The sequence below is a fragment of the Beijerinckia sp. L45 genome (genome assembly GCF_009765775.1).
In the GTDB taxonomy this organism is placed as follows: Bacteria; Pseudomonadota; Alphaproteobacteria; order Rhizobiales; family Beijerinckiaceae; genus RH-AL1.
Genome location: NZ_LMUU01000168.1, coordinates 99,640 through 126,193 on the forward strand (window position 1 = coordinate 99,640; position 26,554 = coordinate 126,193).

At 58.9% G+C, this 26,554-nt stretch carries 20 protein-coding genes and 4 pseudogenes; 13 read left to right on the forward strand and 11 right to left on the reverse strand.

The features are described 5' to 3' along the window. Positions 1-509: pseudogene (locus tag GSQ79_RS29680) on the reverse strand (transposase); the annotation flags it as partial. Positions 510-652: 143 nt separating this feature from the next. Here GSQ79_RS29680 and GSQ79_RS18595 point away from each other — a divergent pair. Together GSQ79_RS18595 and GSQ79_RS18600 are read left to right on the forward strand one after the other, a co-directional pair. Then, entirely contained in the window at positions 653-1,747 is a 1,095-nt protein-coding gene (locus GSQ79_RS18595; RefSeq protein WP_158810160.1) for an IS630 family transposase, read from the forward strand. A 691-nt stretch (positions 1,748-2,438) separates the two neighbouring features. Then, on the forward strand, positions 2,439-3,074 hold the full coding sequence (locus tag GSQ79_RS18600) for a hypothetical protein (RefSeq protein ID WP_158810161.1): 636 nt from the start codon (positions 2,439-2,441) through the stop codon (positions 3,072-3,074). A 179-nt stretch (positions 3,075-3,253) separates the two neighbouring features. On the opposite strand, the gene GSQ79_RS18605 is transcribed toward GSQ79_RS18600, so the two are convergent. After that, a protein-coding gene (locus GSQ79_RS18605; RefSeq protein ID WP_158810162.1) for an IS5 family transposase occupies positions 3,254-4,053 on the reverse strand; the annotation gives its coding sequence in 2 pieces (ribosomal slippage) (positions 3,254-3,691 and positions 3,694-4,053; 798 coding nt in all). A 105-nt stretch (positions 4,054-4,158) separates the two neighbouring features. Between GSQ79_RS18605 and GSQ79_RS18610 the strand changes: the two genes are divergently transcribed. Both GSQ79_RS18610 and GSQ79_RS18615 read left to right on the forward strand, forming a co-directional pair. Then, on the forward strand, positions 4,159-5,124 hold the full coding sequence (locus GSQ79_RS18610) for a hypothetical protein (RefSeq protein ID WP_158810163.1): 966 nt from the start codon (positions 4,159-4,161) through the stop codon (positions 5,122-5,124). 146 nt (positions 5,125-5,270) lie between these two features. Then, positions 5,271-5,816 (forward strand): annotated as a pseudogene (locus GSQ79_RS18615) (transposase); the annotation flags it as partial. Between the two features lie 470 nt (positions 5,817-6,286). On the opposite strand, the gene GSQ79_RS18620 reads toward GSQ79_RS18615, so the two are convergent. Together GSQ79_RS18620 and GSQ79_RS30365 are read right to left on the reverse strand one after the other, a co-directional pair. Next, positions 6,287-6,583, reverse strand: a complete 297-nt coding sequence (locus tag GSQ79_RS18620) for a hypothetical protein (protein ID WP_158810165.1) — start codon at positions 6,581-6,583, stop codon at positions 6,287-6,289. 1,191 nt (positions 6,584-7,774) lie between these two features. Then, positions 7,775-7,891: pseudogene (locus GSQ79_RS30365) on the reverse strand (hypothetical protein); the annotation flags it as partial. A gap of 230 nt (positions 7,892-8,121) precedes the next feature. On the opposite strand from GSQ79_RS30365, the gene GSQ79_RS18630 reads away from it, so the two are divergent. The 5 genes from GSQ79_RS18630 (at position 8,122) to GSQ79_RS18650 (ending at position 13,658) form a co-directional block, all read left to right on the forward strand. Further along, positions 8,122-8,427, forward strand: coding sequence for a hypothetical protein (locus GSQ79_RS18630; protein ID WP_158810166.1), 306 nt, complete (start codon positions 8,122-8,124; stop codon positions 8,425-8,427). Positions 8,428-8,790: 363 nt separating this feature from the next. Next, positions 8,791-9,780 (forward strand): hypothetical protein, encoded by a 990-nt coding sequence (locus GSQ79_RS18635; RefSeq protein WP_158810167.1) that lies wholly within the window; start codon positions 8,791-8,793, stop codon positions 9,778-9,780. Positions 9,781-10,171: 391 nt separating this feature from the next. Next, on the forward strand, positions 10,172-10,636 hold the full coding sequence (locus GSQ79_RS18640) for an AlpA family transcriptional regulator (protein ID WP_158810168.1): 465 nt from the start codon (positions 10,172-10,174) through the stop codon (positions 10,634-10,636). Continuing rightward, the gene (locus GSQ79_RS18645) at positions 10,629-11,495 is read left to right on the forward strand and encodes a hypothetical protein (RefSeq protein ID WP_158810169.1); all 867 of its coding nucleotides are present in this window, start codon (positions 10,629-10,631) and stop codon (positions 11,493-11,495) included. The genes GSQ79_RS18640 and GSQ79_RS18645 overlap by 8 nt, the downstream gene beginning before the upstream one ends. 504 nt (positions 11,496-11,999) lie before the next feature. After that, positions 12,000-13,658, forward strand: a complete 1,659-nt coding sequence (locus GSQ79_RS18650) for a DUF927 domain-containing protein (RefSeq protein WP_158810170.1) — start codon at positions 12,000-12,002, stop codon at positions 13,656-13,658. 696 nt (positions 13,659-14,354) lie between these two features. Here the strand turns inward: GSQ79_RS18650 and GSQ79_RS18655 are convergent. Beyond that, on the reverse strand, positions 14,355-15,785 hold the full coding sequence (locus GSQ79_RS18655) for an aldehyde dehydrogenase family protein (RefSeq protein WP_158810171.1): 1,431 nt from the start codon (positions 15,783-15,785) through the stop codon (positions 14,355-14,357). 216 nt (positions 15,786-16,001) lie between these two features. Between GSQ79_RS18655 and GSQ79_RS18660 the strand changes: the two genes are divergently transcribed. Then, positions 16,002-17,270, forward strand: a complete 1,269-nt coding sequence (locus GSQ79_RS18660; protein ID WP_158810172.1) for a DUF2325 domain-containing protein — start codon at positions 16,002-16,004, stop codon at positions 17,268-17,270. 96 nt (positions 17,271-17,366) lie between these two features. After that, positions 17,367-18,416 (forward strand): NAD(P)-dependent alcohol dehydrogenase, encoded by a 1,050-nt coding sequence (locus GSQ79_RS18665; RefSeq protein WP_158810173.1) that lies wholly within the window; start codon positions 17,367-17,369, stop codon positions 18,414-18,416. A gap of 65 nt (positions 18,417-18,481) precedes the next feature. Here GSQ79_RS18665 and GSQ79_RS18670 read toward each other — a convergent pair whose 3' ends face one another. Next, the gene (locus tag GSQ79_RS18670; protein ID WP_158810174.1) at positions 18,482-19,222 is read right to left on the reverse strand and encodes a substrate-binding domain-containing protein; all 741 of its coding nucleotides are present in this window, start codon (positions 19,220-19,222) and stop codon (positions 18,482-18,484) included. Positions 19,223-19,699: 477 nt separating this feature from the next. On the opposite strand from GSQ79_RS18670, the gene GSQ79_RS30370 reads away from it, so the two are divergent. Further along, a complete protein-coding gene (locus tag GSQ79_RS30370) occupies positions 19,700-20,020 on the forward strand; it encodes a DUF2478 domain-containing protein (RefSeq protein WP_158810196.1) in 321 nt (106 codons plus the stop codon). A 134-nt stretch (positions 20,021-20,154) separates the two neighbouring features. On the opposite strand, the gene GSQ79_RS18685 is transcribed toward GSQ79_RS30370, so the two are convergent. The 5 genes and pseudogenes from GSQ79_RS18685 to GSQ79_RS18705 form a co-directional block, all read right to left on the reverse strand. After that, positions 20,155-21,939 (reverse strand): PQQ-dependent sugar dehydrogenase, encoded by a 1,785-nt coding sequence (locus tag GSQ79_RS18685; RefSeq protein ID WP_158810197.1) that lies wholly within the window; start codon positions 21,937-21,939, stop codon positions 20,155-20,157. 67 nt (positions 21,940-22,006) lie between these two features. Next, a complete protein-coding gene (locus tag GSQ79_RS18690; protein WP_246725428.1) occupies positions 22,007-22,963 on the reverse strand; it encodes a hypothetical protein in 957 nt (318 codons plus the stop codon). 198 nt (positions 22,964-23,161) lie between these two features. Then, positions 23,162-23,434 (reverse strand): hypothetical protein, encoded by a 273-nt coding sequence (locus GSQ79_RS18695; RefSeq protein WP_158810176.1) that lies wholly within the window; start codon positions 23,432-23,434, stop codon positions 23,162-23,164. A 152-nt stretch (positions 23,435-23,586) separates the two neighbouring features. Then, positions 23,587-24,093 (reverse strand): annotated as a pseudogene (cynS, locus tag GSQ79_RS18700) (cyanase). Between the two features lie 46 nt (positions 24,094-24,139). Then, positions 24,140-25,294, reverse strand: coding sequence for an NAD-dependent formate dehydrogenase (locus GSQ79_RS18705; protein WP_158810199.1), 1,155 nt, complete (start codon positions 25,292-25,294; stop codon positions 24,140-24,142). 337 nt (positions 25,295-25,631) lie between these two features. Between GSQ79_RS18705 and GSQ79_RS18710 the strand changes: the two genes are divergently transcribed. Continuing rightward, on the forward strand, positions 25,632-26,554 hold a 923-nt coding region (locus GSQ79_RS18710), incomplete at its 3' end, for a LysR family transcriptional regulator (protein WP_158810178.1).

Sequence of the window (26,554 nt, forward strand, 5' to 3'; positions counted from 1 at the left end):
GGCGAAGGATCATCCGGTCCTTCGAGCGGCTTGAAACTCTTCATCGACGCCCAGGCCTGGATCAGCGTGCCGTCGACGCTGAAATGCTCGGTGGACAACAGCCGCTTCACCTTCGGCTGCGCCAGAAGCGTCACCAGAAAGCGCGCGGCAACAGCCCCTTACAGCAACCGGTCGCGGTTCTTCGAGAAGGTGGAGTGATCCCAAACCGGCTCGTCGACGCCGAGGCCGACGAACCAACGGAATAAAAGATCGAACTCCAGCCGCTCCATCAGCTGACGCTCGGAGCGGACCGAGTAGAACGCTTGCAGCAGCATCGCCCGCAACAACTTCTCAGGCGCGATCGAGGGCCGACCAATGCCCGCATAAAGCGTCGCGAAATCGCGTTCCATCAGGGCAAGCGTCTCGTTCACCAGCCGCCGGGTCGCGCGGAGCGGATGATCCTTGTGCACTCGCGCTTCCAGATCTACGTACTTGAACAACGATCCCGTTCTCTCGTCAGATCCGCGCAAAATCAGCCTCCCGCAACGGGCCGACTGAATCACGATCTTGCTGGAGAGACGAGAGGCTTTTTCAACAGCCTGCTAATGTGCTGTCCCGCATGTCTCTTTACTTAGGAGCATGAGATTGCGATGATTCACTGGGAGGGCGGATCATGGCGCGCATTGGTCGACCGCAAGAACAGGCTTTGACGCTCAGCGAGATCGAGCGCGACGAACTTGAGCGACTTGGGCGATCGCAAAGCGCCGCCCATAGCCTCGTGCGTCGAGCGCAAATCATCCTCGCGTCCGCGGCCGGCGAGGCCAACACGTCGATCGCAAGCCGCCTCGGCGTCTCGAACCCGACGATCTGTCACTGGCGCAAGATATGGTTTGAGAAGGGACTGACTGGTCTCTACGGCGAAGCCAAGCCTGGACGGCCAAGAACGCATGACGAGGAGCGCATCGCAAGCCTCTTACGCACCGTGATCGAGAGCAAACCAATCGGCGCGACCCACTGGACTGTGCGATCCGCCGCGGCAACGACGGGGCTGTCCAAAAGCACGGTCGCGCGCATGCTCGCGCTTTTCAACGTGCAACCCCACCGCTCGAAGACCTTTCGGCTTTCAAGCGATCCACTTTTCGTCGACAAGGTCCGCGATATCGTCGGGCTCTATCTCAATCCACCCGACCATGCGCTCGTGCTTTGCGTCGACGAAAAGACACAGGTCCAGGCGCTCGAACGACGGCAACCGATGCTGCCGCTCGGGCTCGGTTACATCGAAGGCGTTACCCACGACTACGTCCGCCACGGGACAACGACATTATTTGCTGCGCTCGACATCGCCAATGGACAGGTTATGACGCAATGCCGAGCTCGCCATCGCCACCAGGAGTTCTTGGGCTTCCTAAAACACATCGAAGCTAACGTGCCGAGCGATCTCGATCTGCACCTCGTCGTCGACAACTACGCGGCCCACAAGCATCCGAAGGTTCGCGCGTGGTTGGCCGAGCGACCTCGCTTCACCCTGCATTTCACGCCGACCTATGCATCCTGGATGAACCAAGTCGAGCGCTGGTTCGGCCTGATCACGCAGCGCCAGATCCGGCGCGGCTCATTCATCAGCGCCAAAGATCTAGTGGCCAAGATCGAAGCGTTCGTCGCTGCCTACAACGTTCAGGCAAAGCCGTTTCAATGGACCGCCACTAGCGACGCAATCTTCGCCAAACAAGAACGGCTAAGTAAAGCTATTTGCGGGACAGCACACTAATCGAGACGTAAGACTAAGGTACCGCTCCTAACCATTGATTTATGTAACGTTCGAACGCGGGCCGTAGCCTAACAAGCGCGCCTTAAAGTCATCATCGAGGGTAGTGGTGCGCCAATCGCCAAACCTACACCCCGCTAGGGCATACATAGTTGGCAAGACCAAATTGCATAATATTCGCGATTGGTATGCCGCCGTGCATTCCATTGCCATTACAGGCGTCTACCGGCGTGTTGCAACATATCGCAAGTCGCTGGCCCGCTGCGTTGTCTTGATAATAAGGATACCCAATAAAAGTTACAAAAAGTTGGCTCGAAATTAATATAAAAAGAATTATCGCAGAGCGATGCATGATGCACTCGTTCTTAAGTTACTTAAATGTGGACTGTACCTCTCGCTAATTTCGGCCAAAGGTCTAGCTTTCTTTTAGCTGTCAGGCCTTTCGCCATAGATGCCAAGCGCCGACACCGGAAGCGGTACCGTCAAAATTGAGGGCGTTGTCTCGACGCTAACCGCATGGGCGCATTGCCGGACCTCGGACGTGTGGGCCTGATAAGCTCTCTCTCGAACTCAGCGAGGCCACCAAAGGCCCATGAACATAGCATTTTCCACAAAAAGACATTCATTGAACACTTGAATGTCGGCGCTGCTGATACCAGCTGTACGGCCGCGCTGCCACAATTAGGGGCGACCTTTGAACGAAGAGCACGAATACGCTGTCCTTGGTGGCCTGAACCGCGCTTCGATCGGGCGGTACCTTGCCGTGGCCTCAGCATTGATCGCCGCAGGCGTAGTCTACTTGCTCCTGTTCCTCAACAGCGTTTGGAAAAGTCATGGCTATAATTATGACATTCCGCAAAGCCTTGTTTCTCTAGTTACTGCGGGAAGCATATATCTCGCCCTCTACTGGCTTTTTAGCCGCCATGCATGGAAGTTACCACTTCTGGCGAGCTTCCTTAGGGTTCCAAACCTGAGTGGCAACTGGTTATGCGATGGTCAGACTGTCAACGCCGACAAAACACTTGGCTACAAGTGGTCGGGCCGCGTCACCGTCATCCAAAGCTGGGACAAAGTTCGTGTTCGTCTCCGAACCCCGCAATCCGGCTCTAATAGTATTACGGCGGCCCTGGTCTACGACGAAGCGGATGGTTTCCGCTTACTATATAATTACATCAACGAGCCAAAGATTGGTGAGCCAGAACTTAATGCACACCGGGGTTTTGCTGACCTTATGTTCAACAAGGACTTGACGGTCGCGGAAGGCGAGTATTTTAACGGCCACGGCCGCTTCACCTTCGGCACCATGCGCTGGACTAAGGAGGGGACTTAGCAATGCCTCAGGACATCAATAGGCGCTTGAATTCCCTGCGAGCGCGGCGAGCAGGCACCGATCGCCTCAACCGTGTAACCGCAGCCGACTCCGCCGAGATTCTTCGTAAGAGCTACCTCGATGAGAGCTATCAAAAGCGGTCTCAAAAGCCTTAGAGCGCGTTTGAGAAGGCAGTCTGATCATGACCAGCGGCGCAGCAGGGTGGCGGAGGCGGCAATGATGATGAGGGTCTCGGCGACGGCCGTAAGTTGCTCATAGTCGCGGACCAGTCGGCGGTTCTTGAAGATCCAGGCGAAGGTGCGCTCGACTACCCAGCGTCGCGGCAGTACCTCGAAGCCCTTGGTTTGCGTGCCGCGACGGATGATCTCAAGCGTAATGTGTGTCTTGTCGGCGGCCCAGTGCACGAGACGGCCTGCGTAGCCGCCATCGGCGAAGACGCGGGCGACGAAGGGGAAGCGCTGGCGAGATGCCTTTAGCGGCAGCTTGCCGCCGTCGCGGTCTTGGAGATCGGCACCGTGAACGCGGACGGTGAGGAGCCGACCATCGGTGTCTGTCAGGATATGGCGCTTGCGTCCGGTGATCTTCTTGCCCGCGTCATAGCCCTTGTCGCCCCCTTTTGATCGGCGGTGCGGACCGACTGGCTATCGAGGATCGCCGCCGATGGCGACGCCTCCCGGCCGCAGCGTTCACGATCGGCAAGCACCAGCGCGTGGTGAACGTGCAGCCAGACGCCTTCTGCCTGCCAGCGGCGCAGATAGTAATAGACTGTCTGCCACGGCGGCAGATCATGCGGCAGCAGCCTCCAGGCAGAACCCGCCCGCAGGAAGTAGAGGACGGCGTTGACCAACTCGCGAGACGTCGCCTTGCGTGGTCGCCCGCCAGCCTGCGCGTCCGGGATCATGGGCGCGATCACGTCCCACTGGGCGTCGGTCAGATCGGTATCGTAGCGCCGCCTCAAAGGCGGCTTCCTTTTCAGCATCGGGCGTCGGCTCCCGTCGTTGATCCGACATCCTATGAATCACGCAAAAGTCGCCTTGGGAATCCTTCTCAAACGCGCTCTTACACACGCTACGCATTGGGCGCGATGCAAGAGGTCGATCACGACTACACGCGCGTTAGCCTCGAGACAGCCAACCGCGTGAAGAGCCAGCTTGAAAACGGCGTCGTTGGGCGAAATATGGGTTACAGGTTGCAAGGCTCTGTGCCGTGCAACATCCATATTCGCGGTGTCAGCGACGTTGATCTTTTGGCGCTCGATCAAGCGTTCTTCACCTATGACAGCCACGGGTGCGATGCGCGTTCCGGTTATTACGATTCGCCTTACCATGTAACGCCGGTTCAGGCTCTGACTTCGCTTCGTACCCAAATCGAAAACGTTCTGGACTCGAAGTATCCCGCAGCTACGGTCGACAAGACCGGCGCAAAGGCGGTCAAGATTTCCGGCGGTTCGCTTCCTAGGCCTGTCGATGTCGTGCCGTCGCACTGGCACAACACCGCTGATTATCAACAATCCTCCGCAGAGCATGATCGCGGCGTAAACATCTTCGACAAGAAGCTTCAGAAAACACTGCACAATATGCCTTTCAGGCATATTAAGCTGGTTACTGACCGCTGCGAGGGCGCGTGTCTTGGCGGACTTAAGAAGTCCATTCGGCTCTGCAAACACGTCAAGGCCGATGCCATTGAAGACGGAAAGGACATCAATTTTTCGAGCTTCGACATAGCTGCCACTATGTACCACGCAAACACGGCAGCTCTGACGGTTGGCTCTACGTACGAGCTAGCCATACTTGCAGAAACCCAGCGGTGGCTCGACTATCTCGCCTGTAATTTTGACTACGCTCGAACGCTGAATGTCCCTGACGGATCGCGCAAGATTTTCGATTCGGACGCGAAGCTCAACGGCATGCGTAGGCTCTCGATCGAGATGGACGAGCTGCTGAAAGAGGTTGCGAAGGAGCAAAGCCCTCAATACAGCTTCGAAACCGAGCGCTCACTGCCTGATAGCCGTAATGTCGTGACGGGCAGTTACATCCCGTTTTTCTTTTAAGACGTACTCAGGCTTTGCCCCTGAATTAGAACGCCTTAGGCGTCGTTAGAACTGGATAAGCCAGCGCGCATAAAAATGAGGCCCGCTCGGGCCTCATTTAATAAGTCTTTTCTTGTTGAGGTCCTTGTCCGTCGTGCGGGCTCTCTTCGCGAAGGGTGCATAGCCGCTACCGAAGGACCGCGGCCGACCTGCCGGCATCAGGACGGACCGTGAGCATCGAGATCGTTGCGCGCCGGTTTCGGTGCGATGTCGATGAATGCAAGACACGGATCTTCGCTGAGCGGTTCGGAGACGAGATCCTTCCTCGGTCGGCGCGCCGGACATCGCGGCTTGAGGTCATCGTCCATCATCTTGGTCTTGCATTGGGTGGAAGGCCTGCGGAGGGCTTCGCCAGACGCCTGATGTTACCGGTTAGCAAGGACACTCTGCTGCGCGTTGTCAGGCGACGCAGCGTCGAACCACCAGATCCATTGAGGGTCGTCGGCATCGACGACTGGGCGATCCGGCGTAATCACCGATATGGCAAGATTGTTTGTAATCTGGAGCGCCGCCAGGTTGTCGCCTTGTTGCCCAATCGTGAGCAGGCGACCACACGAGCTTAGTTGGCAGCGCGTCCGGAGATCGAGATCGTCGCTCGCGATCGTGGCGGCGACTATGGCGAGGCCGTCTCGAAAGCGCTGCCACATGCGATCCCGCCTCGCGCGGCTGGCGGCGAAGTACGGCGCCGAGATCGAGATGGCCGCTCGCCGATTTGCTGAATGCCAAGATAAGCAGAACCGCCGACATGCCGGGAGTGAATATCATCAGGCGTACAAAGCAGGCTTCCCAGAATAGATCGCGTAATAAAAGCCAGTCGTATGACAGTAATGCGTCATACACGAAAAAACCAATAATGGCGCTGACGAGCAAGAATGGCATTCTTCTCAAGCGCTTGTCTTTATCAAACGCGTTCTCCATTTCCGGGGAGAATATTAGACGATAAACCCCTGCGGCTATTTCTTCTCAACGTTATTTTAAGGTGAAGGACTTGCCGTAAGGTATAGATTCGCCGCCGTCCGCCATAGTGACCCAATCTGCTAAATCAATGTCCTCTTGTGCACATGCATACATTACAAAGTTCTTATGGATGGTCCGCTGCAGCTAGGGCCATGCCTCCTGTGCCTCAACGGGATGACGTGATTCCAAGGACGTAGCGCCGGTACGCCGCCGGCCAATCGTCAGCGATCTCGCGCTGCTCCTGCGAGAGGACGGCGGCGACATCGGCCGGTGTGAGAGTCCGGAAGGCGAGACAGGCGAGGCGCTGCATCTCGACCTCCAAGTGGTCCTTCTTCTCAGCCTCGGCGAGCGGCTGCGGCCAAACGTTCTTGGCTACCGTTGACCCGCCGAGCGCCACAGGTACGTCGTGGTCGCAGTCGTAGAAATACCGCGCTGCAGATGGAATGTTGTACGCGGAGAACAACCCGGTCGCAGATCTTGTCGATGGCCTGCGACACGGCCGATACCATGCGCCTCATGTCCATCCCATTATGGCGGACGGCTATCAGCCAGCCGACGGCACCACCGCCTGCCGCGCCAAGTGCCGCCTGGCGATCGCCGCCAACAGCAGGCCGGCCCCAAAAAGCGCGCCGCCTGCAGCTGCACCCGCCACGTCACCGGCGACGTCGCAGAAACCGTAGTCGGGGTTCGCCGGCTGCCGATTAGCCGTACTTCAGCGCGTCCTCAGCGAGGGTCTGCGCCCCCATCAAACCGCCCATGCGCAATGCCGATGCAAGTAAGGCGGCGCCCTCCGACGCTGCGGCAAGGCTGATGACGTTGAGCGGATCGGTACCGGAGTCTTACGCGCCTGCTGCCGTGCTGCCGAGAAGGGAGCCGAAGGGTACTGAGCCTCGACTCAACTCAGCCTGCCGCCGCACTGCGGCCCGCGCGAGGCTCAAGCCACCGGCGGCGATCTCATCGTCGGTCGGGCGGGAAACGCGGGCGTTTGTCGGGACTGGACTAGCTCTATGATGTCGCCTAATCTGCGAGAGCGTGTGATAGCGCGAGAAAACTGAGGTCGCCCTTGTCGGGTGGCCTGTGAATACAACACCCTGGCATCGCCACGGCGAACGCGGAAACGCGCGCGTCGCGCGGAAATAAACAGGGCGTGTTTACCTCGGTTTCCACGCTATCACCCGCCCGGCGCCAGCGCGCCGGATGACGGCTGCTATATGCCTGAAGCGGGGTGGATGCATGTTAAAGAAGCTCTTTTCTCTTGTTCGGCCTCACACGCGAGTTATCAAGAGCAAAACAGGCGTGAAATACGCTACAATCAAAAGTCATAAGAGTAAGCCAAGGTCGACCATTAAGCGCAAGTGATCTGATCCATGCGCGAACGTCCCTACGCCAGGCAATACGAGCGCAGCTACCAGTGGCCGACTACGACCGGCAGCTGGGCCTTATGGCTGGTCTTTAGGATGCCGGGGTCGCTTCTTATCTGGCTGGAATATTTCTTTCCTCGACGGGGAGATGTCCGAGCGAGCGCTCGGCGGCCTGGTAATCGGGTCGTCGAAATACTCATGTCCCTGGTCGTGTACGCGGCGCTAGCTTTTGTTATGTTTTCTGCAGCCTCCCACCGGTGAATGAATCGATCGACGCTTTTGCGCGCCAGCCCTTATGTTAGGGCATGATGCGTCAACGCGGCTATGAACATCGTCTTTCCCGTACCAGGCAGTCCCTGTACGAGGCCAAGCGGGCGCATTTCGAGGACGGTGGCGAGCGCGGAGGCTTGGGCCTCGTTGAGGCCGCAGCCTCTGGGTGCCGGCTATCTTCGCAGCCACCCTGTTGATGTGGTGCGTGGTGCGCGGATCAAAGAGGTCGATGAGCGTCAGGATACGCGATTGACGGGCAAGAATGCGGCTCGTGGCGTTCTCCCGGCGCCCGAGGCTTTGCGAACCGAAGTGGCTTGTGAACCTTAGTCTCTAGTCCTCTTGCATGAGTCCGCGATTGCGCCGGCCTACGTTGTCCCCGGCGGCCAATGTCCAGCGTACCGATCCGCTTCCACCTACCTGTACGGTCCAGCCGTTCGATGCCGATCGTGTCGGCTTTGTTGAAGTCGAGTGTCCCCCTCGATGGCTCGAACGGCACGACGTGCCGTTCGATGTCACGACGCCATATGCTGGGGCCCAGCAAACCGGGAAGGCGCTGGATGCCGGCATGGATCGCGGCGAGCGGAACCCATCATCTTCTCCATCAGCCACAGGTCGGATCGCAAAAAAAGGCTTTCTTGAAGAAGTCGCCGTAGATGCCGGCCGCGCCGCCCTTTGAAGAGCTCTAGCGTCGCGGTGGTGCCATACAGCCGGCTCCATCTTGAGCGCCGATCGCATGCCCCACGTCGCCAGCATCGACATCTGGAACGAGTTGAACAGGAAAGCGATGCAGCTCAATCGCGGAGCAGGGTTCCCGCCTTCACGCATGCCGACACCGCTTTGACGCGTGTCGAGGCGCCGGCAAGATAGGCCAATGACGCTCGTGTAGATCGCTGGCGTCAGCTTGACGTAGAGCAACTCGAGCAGCAGTCAGGCTGCAGAAATCGGTTTTTTATTTAATAGCGGGCACGGCCAATTCACCGTCGTTAATTCAATAAGTCATGCAGCTTGATAAGTTTGTGAGAGACACAGGATGCCCAAAATGAAGAATGCCACTCCTATCGCATGGAAACGACGCCGGCCCGTTCCAGAAGCTCAGCGCGAAGAGGCCTGGCAGCCACCGCCCGAATCTAGGTTCCGGCCATCGATCAAATCCCTGGGACTGTCGGACCTTACGTGGCTATCAGCGGTCGCTTGGATCTGTACTCGCAACCAAAAGTTGGTCGCGAATTATCACACGTACCTCAGGGACGATGAACCAACCTTCAAGGCGGCATGCGACGAACTAGATTATCGACTCGCAAAATGGCGTCGTGGCGGCGCTCCAGTGCCAAACAGAAAGCAGGCGGAACGTGATTTGTCTGAGATCATGGCGGATGGCCTGGTCAAGTCGCAAGCAATGAGTGGCATAACTGAAAACCTATGCGACATTGCTCCGGACGAGTGGCTGTTTCTCGAGCAAAGCAAATCCGGTGCCCACGACGCAATACGCAACTGGGATCAGGAGCGCGAGCTGTATGGTCTCATTATTGACCAGGAACTACTCCTAGCTCGCTGGCAAGAATGGCCGAGCAGCCTCCTAATGATAATAGGTCGGGACACATGGTCCCTTCGTGAAACCCTGTACTGGGTCAAGCACCGCAGTCACAGCGGTTATCACCCCGGCTGGAAAGCCCAATTGGCCCGCTCCGCCATGGAGGAGCTTCGAGTCGTTCTAAGGGGGGGACGCCTGGTTTGCGAAGCAGCTCTGGATCTAGAACGCCCTGCCGTCACGCGGAATGACGTAGTTATGCAGAAGCGACTCAAACCGTTCTGGATAAGGTTCGGCATCAGCGATGTGACAGAGGCTAGATTCACAAAGACGGACGTTCTCAACGTTTGGCCTCAGCGGCCAGACCTTTCGGGATTCGACAATCAGAAGGCCGCAAGAGAGTATCTCAAGGAAAAGTTTGGCTTCGGAACCAACGAAGCGATCCGGGCAGTCAAGGCCGCTAAAGTGCCGCTAGGAAAGCGGGGACCAAAGCCGAATTAATTAATTCCACCTATTAATTTCATGCTGGTCGGCATCTTGCCGGTAAATGACTGGATAAACATGGGCCTACCGCGAGTGCGGGGTTTATTTCGCGACGACATTCTTCGCGCGGCTTTGCTCATTCGTAGAAGTAAATAGATCTACTCCTGCGCTGTGCCTAACGGACTTCTCGGCCGAGCGACAACATCGTCGTTTTGCGGTCAGAGGAGCAATCATGAGTTACCATCTCAAGAGCCGCGCATACTTGCCGCCAGGCGTTGTGCGAACGTCGTACACGGCTGTTCCCCGAAAGCTAACACGCGTCAGCAAGCAGGCCGGAGCCGTCCCCGGAGACGACGATGGCAAACGGCCACCTAATAGTCCGCAGCTCATCCCTTCTCAGGGCAGAACGATGCTGCCGACGGGCGCCGGCCTGGCCCTGCAGCCATCGCAAGACCCGCCGCTCGTTACCGTGGAAGGCGGAAGTGCAACGCTCGTTTCGACGGCGGCCGCTGCCTTGGACCTCGACCCCGGCTTGCAGCCGAACACGTTGCTCCAGGACGAGGCCTCGCAGGCCTCGCTGCAAGCATTCATTGCCGCCGAAGCGCTCCCAAACTCCGGGATGGTTAAAGGGATGCGAAGCCGCGGTGTCGACCAATCGTCTGAGACGAGCAGTCGACTGATCGACGAGCGCACGTTCTGTGCCGAAACCGGCATTGCCCCGCAGACCGCAAGGAACTGGAGAGTCCTGGGGCTGGGGCCAAAATGGATCCGCCTCTCGCGACGCTGCATTCGTTACGACCGCAGGGACATCGAGGCCTGGATATCGGCGCGCCGCGTCGCGTCGACGAGCGATCAGGGAGGCCACGATGCCTGATCGGGCGCACACGCTGCCAGTCACCAGGGTTCTTGCGCACCCACAGGGCGGCCGGTTCTTCCGGTTAGGGCCATCGCCTTGGCCGGAAGGCCGCAACAACCGTCCCGGCAAGAGCATGGAGGAAGCGCACAAAGAGACGCGCAACCTCGTCAACGCCGGTCATCGTCTAGGCAGCGCGGAGGTGATCGATCTGCTCCATCGCCTGGACCATCGCAGCGAAGCGCCGCAGTCAAGCGGTGCGTCCTCAGTCGTTAAACTCGCGCGTCAGCGTCTGCTCGTGTCCGTAGCGCTCAAGATGGTTAAGGAGAGCAACGTGGAGTGGTCGGCCGCGACGATCATCGCTACCAAGAATGTGCCCCTACGCAATCAGCTAGGAAATCTTCACATCTACGATGAGATCGGCCGGCGCATAGGAAAGGTGTTTGGCGCTTTGCCCAACATGCCAGCGATCGGCGGCCTCGAGATCTCCATCAACGAGGCGGCAAATGGCTGGCACGATCCGAGGATAGTCGAGCACGCGCACGTGATCTTTCCACTGTCGTGTGCCGAACGGGTCCGTAAGGTGCTCAAGGAAGAGTTTCCAGCGACACGCGGCATCAAGCGACCGGTGCACATCCAGGACTTCGATGGCAGCGCCAGAGGCCTCGCGTACATCTTCAAGAACCTCACGATGCGGCGGATCGAACTCGCACCGGACGCAGAGGGCAAGGTCGGGACGCGCTGGAAGCCACTGCGGTGTGACGAACGACTAGACCTGGCGCTCGCGGAGGATCGGGCCGGCCTCGACGCATGCACCTTCGCTCGCAATCTTCGCATCGTCATTCGCGATGGCCACCTACACCTCGTGAAAACAACCTGAACAACTGAACATCGTCGACATTCTCATCGAAGCACGGCTTTGGGCAACTTCGATGAGGACCCTCAATAGGGTTGGCGACTGAACTCTCTTCAACAACTTCGTCCCTATTGTGCACCCCTGGCTCACCAGGATGTATGACGACAAACAAGTACTTCGGCGGAGTCTTGAAGCCACTACCGCCGAGCACCCGCCGACGGCGTCGGCCGGGCCAGATACAGCAATCCCAAATCTATTGATTAGTCTGACTCAGAAATGTGGATTCAAAAAAGCAAAAGTTGGTCTGGCGCATAAACGGGGGAACTACAAACTAGCGAACGGCTGGCTGTGCGGCTTAACACCCACAGCAGGCGTTACGAGCGTTACAGCGTTACAAGCGTAAGGCGCGAAACCCGCCGCCGTACTGGACAAACGTTACGCCGTTTATGTTCCGACGAGCGCAGTGCGCGAATTTGACTGGAGTCAACGATCCATATGAGCGGCATGGTTCCGCGCGAGGAGCGATACATGAAACGCAAACAATATCCATTCCGGCATACCGCGAATATCCTGAATGAGGTAGATGGAGACGCCTTCGAACAATTCGAATTTGACACGGTCAATGGTAAGATCGGCATAATCGAAGTGGAGCGTTCAGCCCTTCGGAAGCCCTCGCTAATCTTCGACCGTCTGCTCGCGAAGAATGTGAACATATCGGCTACAGCAGATGTGCCGAAGGAGGTTCTGGAGGAGATACTTTCCCATCCTCAGCTTCGCCTCCTACGGGCTGCTCATACGGGTTGGAGAGAAGGTTTTCGTGCCTTTGTTGCGCCCACGGTGACAATCGTTGGGCGCCAACGAAAGACTAGGATCGTACCTCCGCATTTCGGCGCGGCATCTGCCTTTATAACAGTTCCGAGAGGGAGCTTAGAAGAATGGCAGCGGACCGTTGCCAATCCCTGCTGCAAGCATTCGAGCATCGCAAGCGTGGCATTGTCAGCAGGGTTCGCTGCCATGCTTTTAAAGCTCGTTGGTCATTCGTCCTTTGGCTTCAACCTTCACGGTCCGTCTAAAGTGGGCAAGAGCCTCTGCCTGCTGGCCGCCAGCAGCATTAGCGGCGCCGGCCGCGAAAGCGGTTTGTCTAACTGGGGCGACACGTCGGCCGCGATCGAGGAGCTCGCTCCCAGGCTAGCAGACACGCTCCTCCCGTTGAACGAGGTTCATCTAATCCGCGGCGCCGAGAGCGGGTACTACGGCGTTATCAAGAACGCCATCTATGTTCTCGGGGAAGGTCGCGAAAGACGCCGTCACAGCGCGTCCAGTTTCGCGAAGCGAGACGAGTCGCTTTTTGCCTGCATCTTCTTTTCAACCGCCGAGCATTCGTTCGACTACTATGCGAAATGTGCCGGCGCAGCGCGTGACGATGGCGAGCTCGCTCGCTGCGCGGATATCTCAGCTCTTATGCCCGGATTTGAGACGGTTGTAGACCAGTACCCATCGGGGATCGATCAGACAGTTTGGAGAGACTTCGCAGAACGTCTTCTAAGCGGCATTCGGCAGGGCTGCGAGCATAATCACGGCGTCGCGATGCAGCCCTTTGTTCAGTACATCATGGGGGACATCGAAGGACGTCGCGAAGAGGTTATGCGCTACATGAACGTATTCATGAGTAAGCTAGACAACGCAAACTTAAACGCTGTCTGGCACCATCAGGCCAAGAATTTTGCGATGGTCTTTGCGGGCGGGTGCATGGCGGTGAACGCTAAAATCCTGAAGCTCGATAAAAAACGGTTGCTCAAAATACTTCTTCGTCTTTTCTGGCAGGCCCATGGGAATCATGCAGAGACCCGGCCGTCCGTTGAAGCAGCCAAACGCACCCTTAACGACAAGCTGAGAAGCGCGCGCATTGTAGACCAACGGATCGCAGCACCCGATCGACACGATGGATTTTTCACTTCCGATGGAGCGCGCCGAAAATACACTGTTAAAACAGCCGTTTTCCGTCGGTGGTTTGCAAAGGACCGCAGGGTCGTCGCCTCGGTGTTGTCGTGGCTGCATCACGAAAATCTGCTTGTGATTTCCTCTTCGTTGAAGACGGGCGTGTCGCCACTTGAAGACCGAACAGTCCGGTGGCCGGACAACCAGCCACTTCGCTCATGGGTCTTCTACGATCCAACGCAAACATAGGGAGCTGCAGCGTGGTGCTTCAGGTTATGACGCTGCCCTTCATACGGCCTCAAAGCTACACAATCGGCAATAAGCCCCGTGCCACGTCGGCGCATGCATCTGTGCCGCCGTCACCCTGCCGCTCGATGATGGCTGTGCTGGTAATACCGATCTAGCCGCCGAAATTGAGATAGTGGTCGTGAACGGCGTCGCGGGTGTCCGAGTGGCCCGCAGACCGTCGGGCAGCCAGCGATCCGGTAGGCCCGCGTGATCGTCAACACGGCGGCGACGTAATCCGTGAGAGATCACAGTGGGCAGATAACCCTTGAATTAGGTCAGGCCTATGGTCGGAGGAGGGAGCCATTGCTGACCTCTCGGGGCTCCTCGCCCCCCAGGGGAAGCTAGGGTAGGGGTAAGGAAGGGCGCTGAGCCGATGGGGCTAGGCGGGGCTTCTAGGGCAGCCTCGCCTAGCGATCGCCGTCTCCGCAAGGTGAGCTCGGCCTTAGCAGGCATCAAAGCCGCCGGTCGGCACTGCGCCCAGGCTGGACATTCCTTGAAGCTGTCACGCTACCAGGAAGCGGACCTCGCGGTGGACCGTTCTGGATCTGAGGCACGTCAGCGTCGGTTGTCGGACAGACGATATGCCGGCCCACTCTCTTGTTGCCTTTGGGGGCGTAAAAGCGTCGCCACAATGCCCCTAGTGGTCGGCCGCCTGCTTCAAGCAGCCTCGTATCCGACCACGCCCTTGATCTCCACGAAGTCGTCGAGACCAAAGACGGACCATTCCCGCCCGTTGCCGGACTGTTTGTAGCCGCCGAACGGTGCGGCGATGTCTGGCTTCGGCGCATTGATGTAGATCGTGCCGGCGCGCATTCGGCTGGCGACGCGGCGGGCGTGTTCCAGATCCTCGGACTGGATGTAGGCGGCAAGACCGTAGACCGTGTTGTTGGCCTCGTGGATCACGCCTTCCTCGCTGTCGTAGGGCATGATCGAGATGACCGGCCCAAAAATCTCTTCCTTGGCGACGCGCATCTCCGGCGTGACGCCGGCGAACACCGTCGGGCGCACGTAGTAGCCTTTGGACAAACCGTCCGGCAGGCCGGTGCCGCCAGCGACGAGCTCCGCGCCCTCGTCGATACCGGCCTGGATCAGCGCCTGGATCTTGTCAAACTGCAGCTTGCTGACGACCGGACCGAGGTTCGAGTTGTCGCTGCGCGGATCGCCGACGGTGAAGCTCTGCGCGGCTTTGCGGGCAATCTCGACGACTTCGGCGTGACGTTCCTGTGGCACGAACATCCGCGTCGGCGCGTTGCAGCTCTGGCCGCTGTTGCTGAAGCAGTTGGCGACGCCCTCCGGCACACGGCGGGCGAAATCGGCATCCGGCAGCAGGATGTTGGCGGACTTGCCGCCGAGCTCCTGGTGCACGCGCTTGACCGTCTCCGCCGCCGCCTTGGCGACAAGCACGCCGGCGCGGGTCGAGCCGGTGAAGGACACCATGTCGATGCCGGGATGCGCGGAAATTGCCGCGCCGACGCTCGCGCCGTCGCCGTTCACTAAATTGAACACGCCCTTCGGCACGCCGGCGGCATGCATGACTTCGGCGAAGATGATGCCGGTGATCGGCGCGATCTCACTCGGCTTCAGCACCATGGTGCAGCCCGACGCCAGCGCCGGGCCGACCTTGCAGGTGATCTGGTTGAGCGGCCAGTTCCAAGGCGTGATCATGCCCACGACACCGATCGGCTCCTTCACGATCTGAGTCGTGCCGTTCATGTAGGAGAAGCGGTAGGATTTCAGCACGCGCAGGATCTCGCGCAGATGCGCCTGGCCGATGAAGGCCTGGGCGCCGCGGGCGAAGGCGAGCGGCGCGCCCATCTCCTGCGAGACGGCCTGGGCGATGTCCTCGTAGCGCTTGTCGTATTCGGCGCAGACGCTTTCCAGCAGATCGACACGCTCCGCGACGCTTGTGCGCGAAAAGGTTTCGAACGCCGCGCGGGCAGCGGTCACGGCGCGGTCGACGTCCGCGGCGGTGCCACCAGAAATCTGGGTGAAGACCTCTTCGGTCGAGGGATCGATGACATCGATCGCGTTTGCCGTGATCGGGTGGACCCAGCTGCCGTCGATATAGAAGTTCAGGTTGTTATTCATAGGGCCTGTCTCCAAAACAGCGGGTGTCGCATTCCCGGGGGTAGAAGATCCACGCCGGTTCCAAAGGCGTTATATCCCGGCGGCTATAACAGCAAGCGTCGAAGCAGCCAAGGAACCGGTCCCGACGGAAAACGGCCACTCGGCTTGAAGACCCTTGCGAGCCATGACGATGCAAGCTAGCGTTATTCCCAACTGGATATAGCAGTGGGGTCTTCCGTGTCGGCACAGACCGTCCTGAACTACAAGTCGGAGACCAACCTTGGCGCCTTGCTCAAGCGCGTGCATGCGCCTGAGCCGGCGGTTACTGTAGACCCGAAGAGCGAGCGGCGCATCAAGATCTGGGACATCGCCCCGATGTTCCATTGCTCGATCGTCGGAACGTGCCTGACAGCTGCCGAGCTCCGCCAGTTTTTCGTCCGCATGCGAGAGCCCGACGCGAAAACGGCCTCGGATCACGCACTGCACAGCCGGGGGGTTCGCGCGGCGGGGCAGCACGATCTCGGCGGAAAGCAACTTCACAAGACCATCGACGGACGCCACGAGATTGTCATCAAGCGCTTCGCCAAGGCCGGCACGCCGGCCGAGATTCGTACACTTTGGCAGCAGGCCTTTGAGCAGGGCGCCATCCCAGGTGCTTATTGGGCCGTGCTCACGCACCCGGCGTCGGATCGAGCCTTACGCGAGGACGTTTTTGGCGAGGTCCATATGTTGTCGCATCTTGTCGGCTCGGCAAACCGGGTCGACATCGCGCGGCTGACGCGACTCGAGCGAGACCTGGGCGAGCAGGTCGAAAGGGCTGCCCGCCAAGAAACCCGTCTTCAGGCCGCGACGCAGGATCGCTCAGAGTTGCTGCGCCGGATCGCGACACTCGAGGCCGAACGCCTGCAATACGCGGCACAGGACTGCGCAAAGAACAAAGCGGCGGGCGATCCCACCGAAGCAACGTCGTTGCTGCAAAGGTTGGACGCCGAGAAAGCGCGTGCGGTCGCCTTGGCCGAGCGTCTACAGCACGTCGAAAAGCAGCTTCGTGTCGCCGAACAGCGCACCGTAATCATCTCGACGCAAAACGAACGGTTTAGAGACGAAATCGCGGCGCTCGAATCGGTCTTCCAGCACGAAGGCTGCGAAACGGGCGGGCCCGATCCGGTATCGCTCGATCTGCAGGGTCTCACCCTTCTCTATGTCGGGGGTCGCCCGAAGCTCGTCGATCAGTTGAAGACGATAACGGCCCGACACGGCGGCGCGCTCCTTGCTCACGATGGCGGCATCGAAGACAATATCGCGCTACTGCCGGGGCTGATCAGCCAGGCCGATCGCGCCTTCTTTCCCGTCGACTGCATCAGCCACCTTGCTGCGGGGAAGGTGAAGAAGATCTGCCGCGACGCCGGCAAGCCGTTTGTTCCCTTACGATCGGCGAGCCTGGCAAGCTTTCTCGCGGCGCTTCAGGAGGCCGCTTCGGGTCGCACGATGCAGCTCGCAGACTGAATGTCGCGACGAAAGCGCCTTGTCGTTCTGTTTGCTTGATGGATATAGCACCTGCTGACGAGCTGATCGTTAGACCTCAAACGATGAAAGAACTTCATGTTTTCTTGTACCGGTTACGCCTCTCAGGGTCCCAAGGACGCGATGGCGCCATTCACCTTTGAGCGGCGCGATCCCGGCGTCGACGACGTCGAAATCAAGATCCTCTTCTGCGGCGTGTGCCACTCCGACTTGCATACGGTCCGCGACGAATGGGGCGGCACTATGTATCCTTGCGTTCCGGGCCACGAAATCGTCGGTACCGTGACGCGCGTCGGCAGCGCCGTCACCAGCTTCAAGCCGGGCGATACCGCAGGCGTCGGCTGCATGGTCGACTCGTGTCGGGAATGCGAGAGTTGCCGCAAAGGGCTCGAACAATATTGCAAGCCGGGGTTTGTCGGCACCTACAATGGCGCCGACAAGCATACGCAGGGCGGCTATACCTTCGGCGGCTATTCCAGCCATATCGTCGTTGATAAGCACTTCGTGTTGAACATCCCGAAGAACCTCGACTTGGCAGGGGTCGCGCCGCTGCTTTGCGCCGGCATCACGACCTATTCACCTCTGAAACACTGGGGTGTCGGCCCAGGCCAGAAGGTTGGAATCGTCGGTCTTGGCGGCCTGGGTCACATGGGTGTCAAGTTGGCGCACGCGATGGGCGCCAAGGTTACTTTGTTCACGACATCACCTGGGAAGGCCGACGACGCGCGCAAGCTCGGCGCCGACAATGTCGTCGTATCGAAGGACGCGGACGCGATGGCCGCGCAAGGCGAGACGTTCGATTTCATCCTCGACACCGTCGCAGCCGACCACGACATCAACGCCTATCTCGGGCTCCTCAAGCCGGACTGCACCCTCGTGCAAGTCGGCGCGCCGGAAAAGCCGTTGTCGGTTCACGTCTTCAGCGTCATCTGGCGCCGGCGCAACTTCGCAGGCTCCTTGATCGGCGGCATCGCGGAAACGCAGGAGATGCTCGACTTTTGCTCGAAGCACGGCATCACCGCCGACATCGAGATGATCAAGATGGAGGAGATCGAGACGGCTTACACCCGGATGCTGAAGAGCGACGTGAAATATCGCTTCGTCATCGACATGGCTTCGCTCGCGTAAGAGCGTCGAACCAGCGCTCTGGCCCGGGGGAACACGAGGCCGGAGCGTCTTTCTCGCTGCGTCGGCTATTGTTCGGTCAACGGCAAAAAGCCGAAGCGCGAGAGAATGGCCTGGCCTTTCAAGGAGACGACGAACAAGGCGAAACGCGTCGCATCCGGCTTGTCCGATAGGACCGTCAAGGCATAGACCGGATGCACCTCGAGGGGCTCCGGAAGCGGCAGGCTCACAAGGCCATCCACCTCCTTCACAACGCCCGGTGCGCCGCTGCAATAGTAGATCAGCGCGTCGGCTTGGTTCTCCAGGAAGATCGCCGCAGCGGGGTTTTTGCCGGCGTTGGGGACCATCTTGCCGGGTGTACCGAGCAGATGTAGCGCTTTGGCCCGCAACGTCGCGCCCGCGCCCGGATGGATCTGATCCGCCTTCTCGAAGACGGCCATCGCATAATCGCCACCAGGATCCGCGACGGGAGTCGACGTCGCGAGCCGCAGATCCGGCGTGAGCAACTTGTCCAACAGGTTGGCAGCCGTGAGACCGACCGATGATTTGGCGAGCACACACATGCGGTTGCGAACGAACGGAACGATCAGGCTCTGCGGCTTTGTTGCCGCCAGGGCTTTAGGCTGAGCCGTGTCCGCCGATGCGAAGATATCGGCCGCTTCGCCCGTCTCGAGCCGCGAGCGCAGCGTACCGGCGGGTCCGAACACCGGCTCGGCGATGGCGCCCGCCGGCAGGCCAGACTCTTTGATGAGCGCCTGCATCGCGGCCTTAAGACTTCCTGCCGCATAGATCTGCACAGGTGCCGCCATCGCGCCTTGCCCCCCTGCTACCGATATCGCGATCGCGACGACAGCGTACCAATGAACCCGCGCCTTCGTCGGCGCGGTTTGAAACCATGGGTGTATTTTATACTTCGATATTGTCACAATAACGCTCCTTGATCGAGATCTGACAATGTTAGAACCGGTGTATAATCCCCGACGTGAACGTTATATCCGAAGAAAAGAAAGATATGTTGGAAGCGATCAGGTATGTCCTCAAAAGCTTCTGAAGAGCCGGCATGCCGACCGCTTAGTCTCAGCGGACACAAGGTTGGTGAGCAAAGGATAGGCGCTATCCAGGGAGCGGCCAGCACGATCATACAGGACCTTCTCGCCAGCTTTACGCGACGGTGGTCATCGACCGGCTGTTCGATCGTTGGCTTGATCGAGTATCAAACGATTGTGGTGAACCGCTGCCGACCATCTGGAGTTCTAAGGAATATCACGACGGATTAACCGTATTCCATTTCTCAGGATCTTGGCTCTGGATCGAGGTCCTGCCAGCTTGATGCGACGGGCGTGGTCGCGGCGTGTGAGGACTTGAGACAGCAGATCATCGCTGGGTGCGATCTTGTCGTAATCAGCAAATTCGGAAAGCTTGAGGCGGGCAGGGGCGGTTTGACGTCCGCGTTTGCGGCTGCAGCGGAGGCGGACATCCCCATTCTGACTGCCGTCTCGCCAGCGTTCAACAAGGAGTGGCTGGCGTTTGTCGGATCCCTCGCCACGTTTCTCCCTGCGGAGGCTGACGCGCTCGATGACTGGTGGCAGGCTGTTTCCTCAAAGTAAGCCTATCCGTGCTAGCAAAAGGTCATCGGCGCGGGATCGGACGCGCCGCGCCGCCGTGGAGGGAAATAGCCGCAAGAATCGCTTACGGCGCCAAAAAGAGACACGCGTCGAGTGCCCAGCCCTGTATGCCCAGTCTATTTTGCGGTTGGTTGATGCCCAACAGCCCACACGTAGGATGCGACCGCGTTCAGGTCACGCGGGGAGAGATCAAGGCCGCCCATTGGCGGCATGGCGCCAGGGTGCTCCTTGGGCTCAGGAACGCCGCTTGCAATCGTCGTTTTAAGACCGTCGAGGCTACCGTCGCTCCACAGCCACTTGCCGGCTGTCAGATCGGGTCCGATCGGGCCGCCCTTCGCATCGCTGCCGTGACACCCGCCGCACGTGCCGCCATCGACTTCGCCGTGAAAGATCTGGTCTCCCAGCGCAATGTCCTGTTTCGTTGCGCCGGCGGGGACCGGCAGATTGCCGATCTCGCGCCCTGCGTCCGGATGGATGCCTTCGGGTGGAAGTGCTTCACCCGATGCTGTGGCGACAGCGGCCGGCGATGCGGCCGCCTCGACCGGGGTTTTGATATCGCCGCTGTACGTCACATGCCAGATCCTGCCGTGAACATCATCAGAGATGTACAATGAGCCATCAGGCGCTATCGCCAAACCCGAAGGACGATGATCGGCACGGCCAGGCTCTTTGACCTTTCCTGCAAAGCCGTCGGCAAAGACCGTGTAAGGACCTGACGCCTTACCGTCCTTGAGCGGCTGAAAGACGACGCTATAGCCGCCCTGCGGCGCCGGGGCACGGTTCCACGACCCATGGAGCGCTACGAAAGCGCCGCCGTCGTAAGCGGACGGAAACTGCTTTGCCTCGTAGATCTTCATGTCGTTTGGGGCAAAGTGCGCGGGAAAGAAAGCCACTGGCGCCACCCGATCCGCGCATACGCCGACCTTCTTACCGCCATCGCCACCGTATTCCGGCGCCAGAACGAGCTTTTTTTGTTCGCCGTCGAAATAGCATTCGGGCCAGCCGTAATCGCCGCCCTTTTTGAGGATGACCAGCTCTTCAGCCGGCAGACTGTGACCTTGTTCCGGCGTGTAGAGCTTGCCCCAGTCTTCATAGAGCTGATCTCGGCCGTGCTGCGTCGCGTAGATGCGCCCGGCGCCGTCGAACGAGAGGCCTTCGCCGTTCCGCAGGCCGGAGGCGAACCGTTCGGCGGGTGAGAACGCTTGGTTCGTCTTGCTGGCGTCGTAGCGCCAGATGCCGCCACGCGTCTCCTTTTCCTTGCAAGGATCGAGGCCAGGAGACCCCGGCATCCGGTTCTTCGTCTCGCATGCGTTCGTCGCGGAGCCGAGATCGATGAACAAACCACCGTCGGCGTCGATGGCGATAGGATGCATCGGATGGTCGCCGGTGACAGGAAGGCCGCTCACCACGGTCTGCACCTGTCCCGACGGCGCGAGCTCACCGTCTTTGCGAGTGTATCGCACGATTTTGTCGTCGATCTCGGCATAGAGACCGTCCTTGTACATCGCGATCCCGGTTCCGCCATGCCCGCCGCTTGCAACGCTCTCACCAAAGCGAACGATGTCGTCAGCCTTGCCGCGCTTGTTGGTATCCTTCAAAGCAACAATAAAACCGCCGTCCGGCGGCGGCTGGTCAGCCTTGTAATAGCGGCCGCTCCAGGTGTTGACGTAAAGCGTGCCGTCAGCAGCCACGACCATTTGGCGGGCGTGGCCGACTGCGTCGGCGAAGACCGTAGCGCAAAACCCATGCGGCAATGCGATGCCGCCACCGTCGTCTTTACAGGCCGGTGGCGAAGCCTTTTTTTGGCTGTCGGCGATCGCTGGCCCGATAACCAGAGAGGATGCGGACACCAGCAAGGTCGCAGCAGTGGCTCGTAAAACCGGAAGGTATCGCTTTGTCATGTCTTCCATCTCCCAAGAGACTCGCGGCGTAATCTAACGCCGCGTAAGAACGCGGCTCCGAAGGCGATCAGGGCGCGGGTAGCGCCACCGCGTAAAGCGTGAACGGCAAGTGAGGTTGCCCGGACTTCGGCGCGAAGGCAAAGCCCACCTGTCCATCGGCGACCCAAGCGGTCGAACCGACCGTCGTCACCGCAGTCGGATTGACCATGCCGTCTTTAAGCGTCGCGATCGTGGCCTTGTCGCCTTCGATTGACATCCGATCCAACCGCCCGCCACCCTCGACGATCAAAAAGCCGTTTCCATCTTGGCGAATACCGTCCGCCAGAACCAATGCTCTGGAGGGCGTCAGCTTCGCGACTTTTCCTGCCTTGCCATCCTTCGCGTCAATCCGAAAAAGCTCCGCTTTGTTATAGGTGTCGACGACGAGGTTTCCGTCACGGTCGAACGCAAGACCATCCAACCCAGCCCCGCCTTCAGGCGGCGCGAGCAACGGATCGGAAACCCAGACGTCCAGCTGTTGCTTGGTCGCATCGAACCGTAAAATCTCGGGCGCAAAAGAGTTTGTGACGTACGGCGCGCCATCCGGGCCGATCGCAATATCGTTGCAGAGCGCTTTCGCGCCGGGAAGCTTCGCGCTGACTTTGCCTTCTCCGGTCGCGAGATTGAAACCCTTGATATAGCTGCCGGTCACGTCGCCCGGGCCAAGAATGCCTGCCGCTGAAATGTCGTTGGAACATGTCCAAAGAGTCTTGGTGTGTTCATCGACCAGGACGCCGAAAATCGACCGCGTCCCAAAGGCCCCTGGTTTGATCCACTGTTCCGCATTGGCGCTGCCTGCCTTGATGCGCAGAACGCCGCCGGTGGTGAGTCCTCCAATGTAGAGCGTGCCGTCGGCTGAGGATGAAAGGCTCTCGGGAAACGCGTGGTCGCCCGGTAAGGCAACGTCGGCTGGGGCGGCTTGAGCCGCGAAGCATGTGAAGATGAGAGCCGCCGACAACGGAACGAAGTTTTTGGCTTTCAACAAAGATCTCTCCTTTGCGCCTGGACCAACTGGTCGTTGTATTTCACTGTATATAACGATACCGGTATCTTTCTTGTGTCAACGCATGATGTGATCGACCCAACGCAGACGCGGTATCGGTGGTCGATCGTTGATAGAGCAGTAGGTTAGGCGGCAGAAACGTTCAGCTCACGCGAAGTCGCTGCGCAGGTTACGAAGGGCCTAGGTATGGAGACCGGGCATGCTAATCCCTGCATCAGCACTGTGATCGTTGGCTACCAAACCATGAGCATGCTTCGGCTCCTGCTGCAGCCATGCCTCCGCAAAACTCACTCCGTCGCCTACTCGCGAGAGTCCCGAGCTTCGGTCCGTCGCCTCGACAGTCCATCGTCCCGCATGGCGGGAGATCGAAACGACGAAGCGTTGAGCACTGCCTCCCCGGATGAGATTGAGCAGCTCCTCCTCGGCTTTGTTCTGTGCTTCGTTGACAGACATGGTTCTTACTCTTGTATTCTTTTGATAGGCGAGGCGCATGTCTCACCTGTCTTGATGTCTCTCCGCTAAGTTCGGCGCGCAGCTCGTTGCGCGTCGCTATAGCTTCCCGTATATAGCGTCAGCGTGCCGGAAGGTCAAAGCTACCTGTAGCGTCATGTCTCCTTGTAGCCGAGCGCCTGATGGTTGCCGTTCGCGCCGTAGTACTTGTACGGTAGGAACTTGCCCGACATCGTCAGCTTCACCCTGTCTCCGTTAGGATCGGGCAGCCGGACCATTTCTAGATCGAAGTCGATTGCCGACATGATCCCGTCGCCAAACTCATCTTCGATGATCGCTTTCCAGGCTGGTCCATTGATCATCACGAGCTCATAGAAGCGATAGATCGAAGGATCGGTTGGTGGCATCGTCATGCCGCGCATTGGTACCTCGTTGAGCATTCGTTGCTCGTTCTCGGCGAGGCCAAACAAGTTCGCGGCTTTCTCACTCTGAGGTTTAGTGAGCTTCATCTGGCCGAGTAGCGCGCCAACGACGAGGACCTCCGACATAACTCCGATTTCGGCGACGATGTTCTTTCAGGTCCAGTTTTTAGCCTTTTTGACATCGAGGATCTTTTTGTAGTCCTCGGGTCTGAAGAAATCTTCGAAGCTTTTCGTGGCGATGGCAAAGTGGGGCCGCGAGGTTGCGCGCCCCACCAAGATAGCTTCGCTATTTGCTGTAGGACCTCGCGCCGACGCCGGCGAGACCGCCCTTGTCGACTATGAGATACTCGTCCCGGATCGGACGCCCCTCGAAATAGCACTCAAGGATCTCGCGGGTTCCTGCAGCGTAACGGGCTTGCGCCGAGAGCGAAGTCCCGGAGATGTGAGGGGTCATGCCGTGATGCGGCATCTTCCGCCATGGGTGGTCGACGGGAGCCGGCTGCGGATACCAGACGTCACCCGCGTAGCCGGCGAGTTGGCCGCTTTCCAGCGCCGCCACGACGGCGTCACGATCGACGATTTTGCCGCGCGCCGTGTTCACGATGTAGGCGCCACGCTTCATCTTGCCGAGCAGGGCCGCGTCGAACAAGTTCTCAGTCTCGTGATGCAATGGGCAGTTGATCGTGACGACGTCGCAAACCTTGACCATGTCTTCAACATTGGGATGCCAGTGGAGGTTGAGCTCCTGTTCGACGCTCACGGGCAGCCTGTGACGGTCGAAATAATGAAGATGCATATCGAATGGCTTTAGACGGCGTAGGACGGCGAGGCCGATGCGGCCCGCGGCAACCGTGCCGACGTGCATACCCTCGACGTCGTAGGATCGCGCAACGCAATCGGCGATGTTCCAGCCGTCCTTGATGACCCACTGGTAAGACGGAATGTAATTGCGCACGAGGCCGAGGATCATCATGACGACATGCTCGGCCACGCTGATCGAATTACAGTAGGTCACTTCAGCAACGGTGATGTTGTGATTGCTCGCCGCTGCAAGGTCGGTATGATCGGACCCGATGCCGGCAGTCACGATCATCTTCAGCTTGGGTGCTTTGGAGATGCGTTCTGCCGTCATGTAAGCCGGCCAGAACGGTTGTGAGATCACAATTTCCGCATCGTGGAGCTCACGATCGAGGACCGAGTCTTCGCCGTCCTTGCTGGACGTTACGATCAATTCATGACCGTGCCCTTCCAGATATTTGCGAAGTCCCAACTCGCCGGACACGCTGCCGAGCAGTTCGCCGGGCTGGAAGTCAATGCCGTTCGGCGTTGGGAGCTTTTGACCGTCAGCATACGTCTCGACCTTTGGTAGGTCGTCTCGGGCGTAGATCTTCGGCATGCCGTCGATCGGATCGTCGTAAAGAACGCAGATAATTTTCGCCATGAACCGTCCTCCTGGATGCTCAAGAGGAAACGTCGGACCGGAGTTCGAGCGAGCCTCGGTCGTGCTCGACCCCATTGAAAGGGTAGGATCAGAGAGCGTTTCCTTTGCCGTGGCACCCTTTTCAGTGCCTTCGACCGCCACAGGCTCGACTGAGCGGCTTCGTAAATCCAATGAAAGTCTTTGAAGGATCGATAGAGGCATTCAATCAAGATATTAGATGAAAGCACAATCGCCTTTGGCACGAAGCATCCCCATCGCTCGGCATATGGCTTTGTAGCGACAAGGGGTATAGTCAGAAGGGAATAGCGACGCCTCGGTGCCGCGCTTGGTCATGTCAATGCTGGTCCGCCACCTCTTCTATTTCGTGACTCTGGTTAAGGAGAAGCATTTTGCCCGTGCGGCGGAGGTCTGCTGCATATCGCAGCCAACTCTCTCTGCCGCGATCCGCAAGCTCGAAGAAGATTTGGAAATCCGCCTCGTCGATCGCGGACACCGCTATCTCGGTCTAACGCCGGAAGGCCGTAAGGTGCTCGAGTGGGCAAACCAGATCCTTGCAGATTACGACAGCCTCCGATCGGATCTGATGGGACTCCGGCAAGGCCTCAGCGGAATTCTCCGCATCGGCGTCGTTCCGGCCGCAATGCCTTCGGTTGCATTATTGACGACGCCGTTTTGCGCTGTTCACCCGGCGGCGACCGTCGAAATCCAATCGCTAACATCGACGGCTATCCAACGCGGATTGGATGCTTTCGAGATCGATGCAGGCATAACTTACCTTGAGAACGAGCCCATTCTGAATGTGAGGCGTGTTCCGCTATACCATGAGCGTTACGTCCTGCTGACGAGTGATGTCCGAAAATATGTTGGTAGACGGACCATAACCTGGGCCGAGGCCGTCGAGGAGAAGCTGTGCCTCCTGAGCGAAGACATGCAGAACCGCCGGATCATCAACAATGTCGCACTATCGATGGGACTGACGCTCAGGCCGACGATCGTCAGCAACTCTTTTCTCAGCGTTTGCTCTCATGTGCGTCATGGCGGCTGGGCTGGCATCGTGCCGCACACCTTTCTTCATCTTTTCGGCGCTTTGGCCGACGTCTTAGCGATCGATCTTGTCGAGCCGACGCATAGCCAAGCCATTGGACTCGTACTTTCGAAACGCGAACCCCTATCACCAATGGCGAGCGCATTTCTCGCTTCCGCGGTAGATACCGATTTCAAGAACGACGCGGGGCATCGCGACATCGCGACACCTGAGAG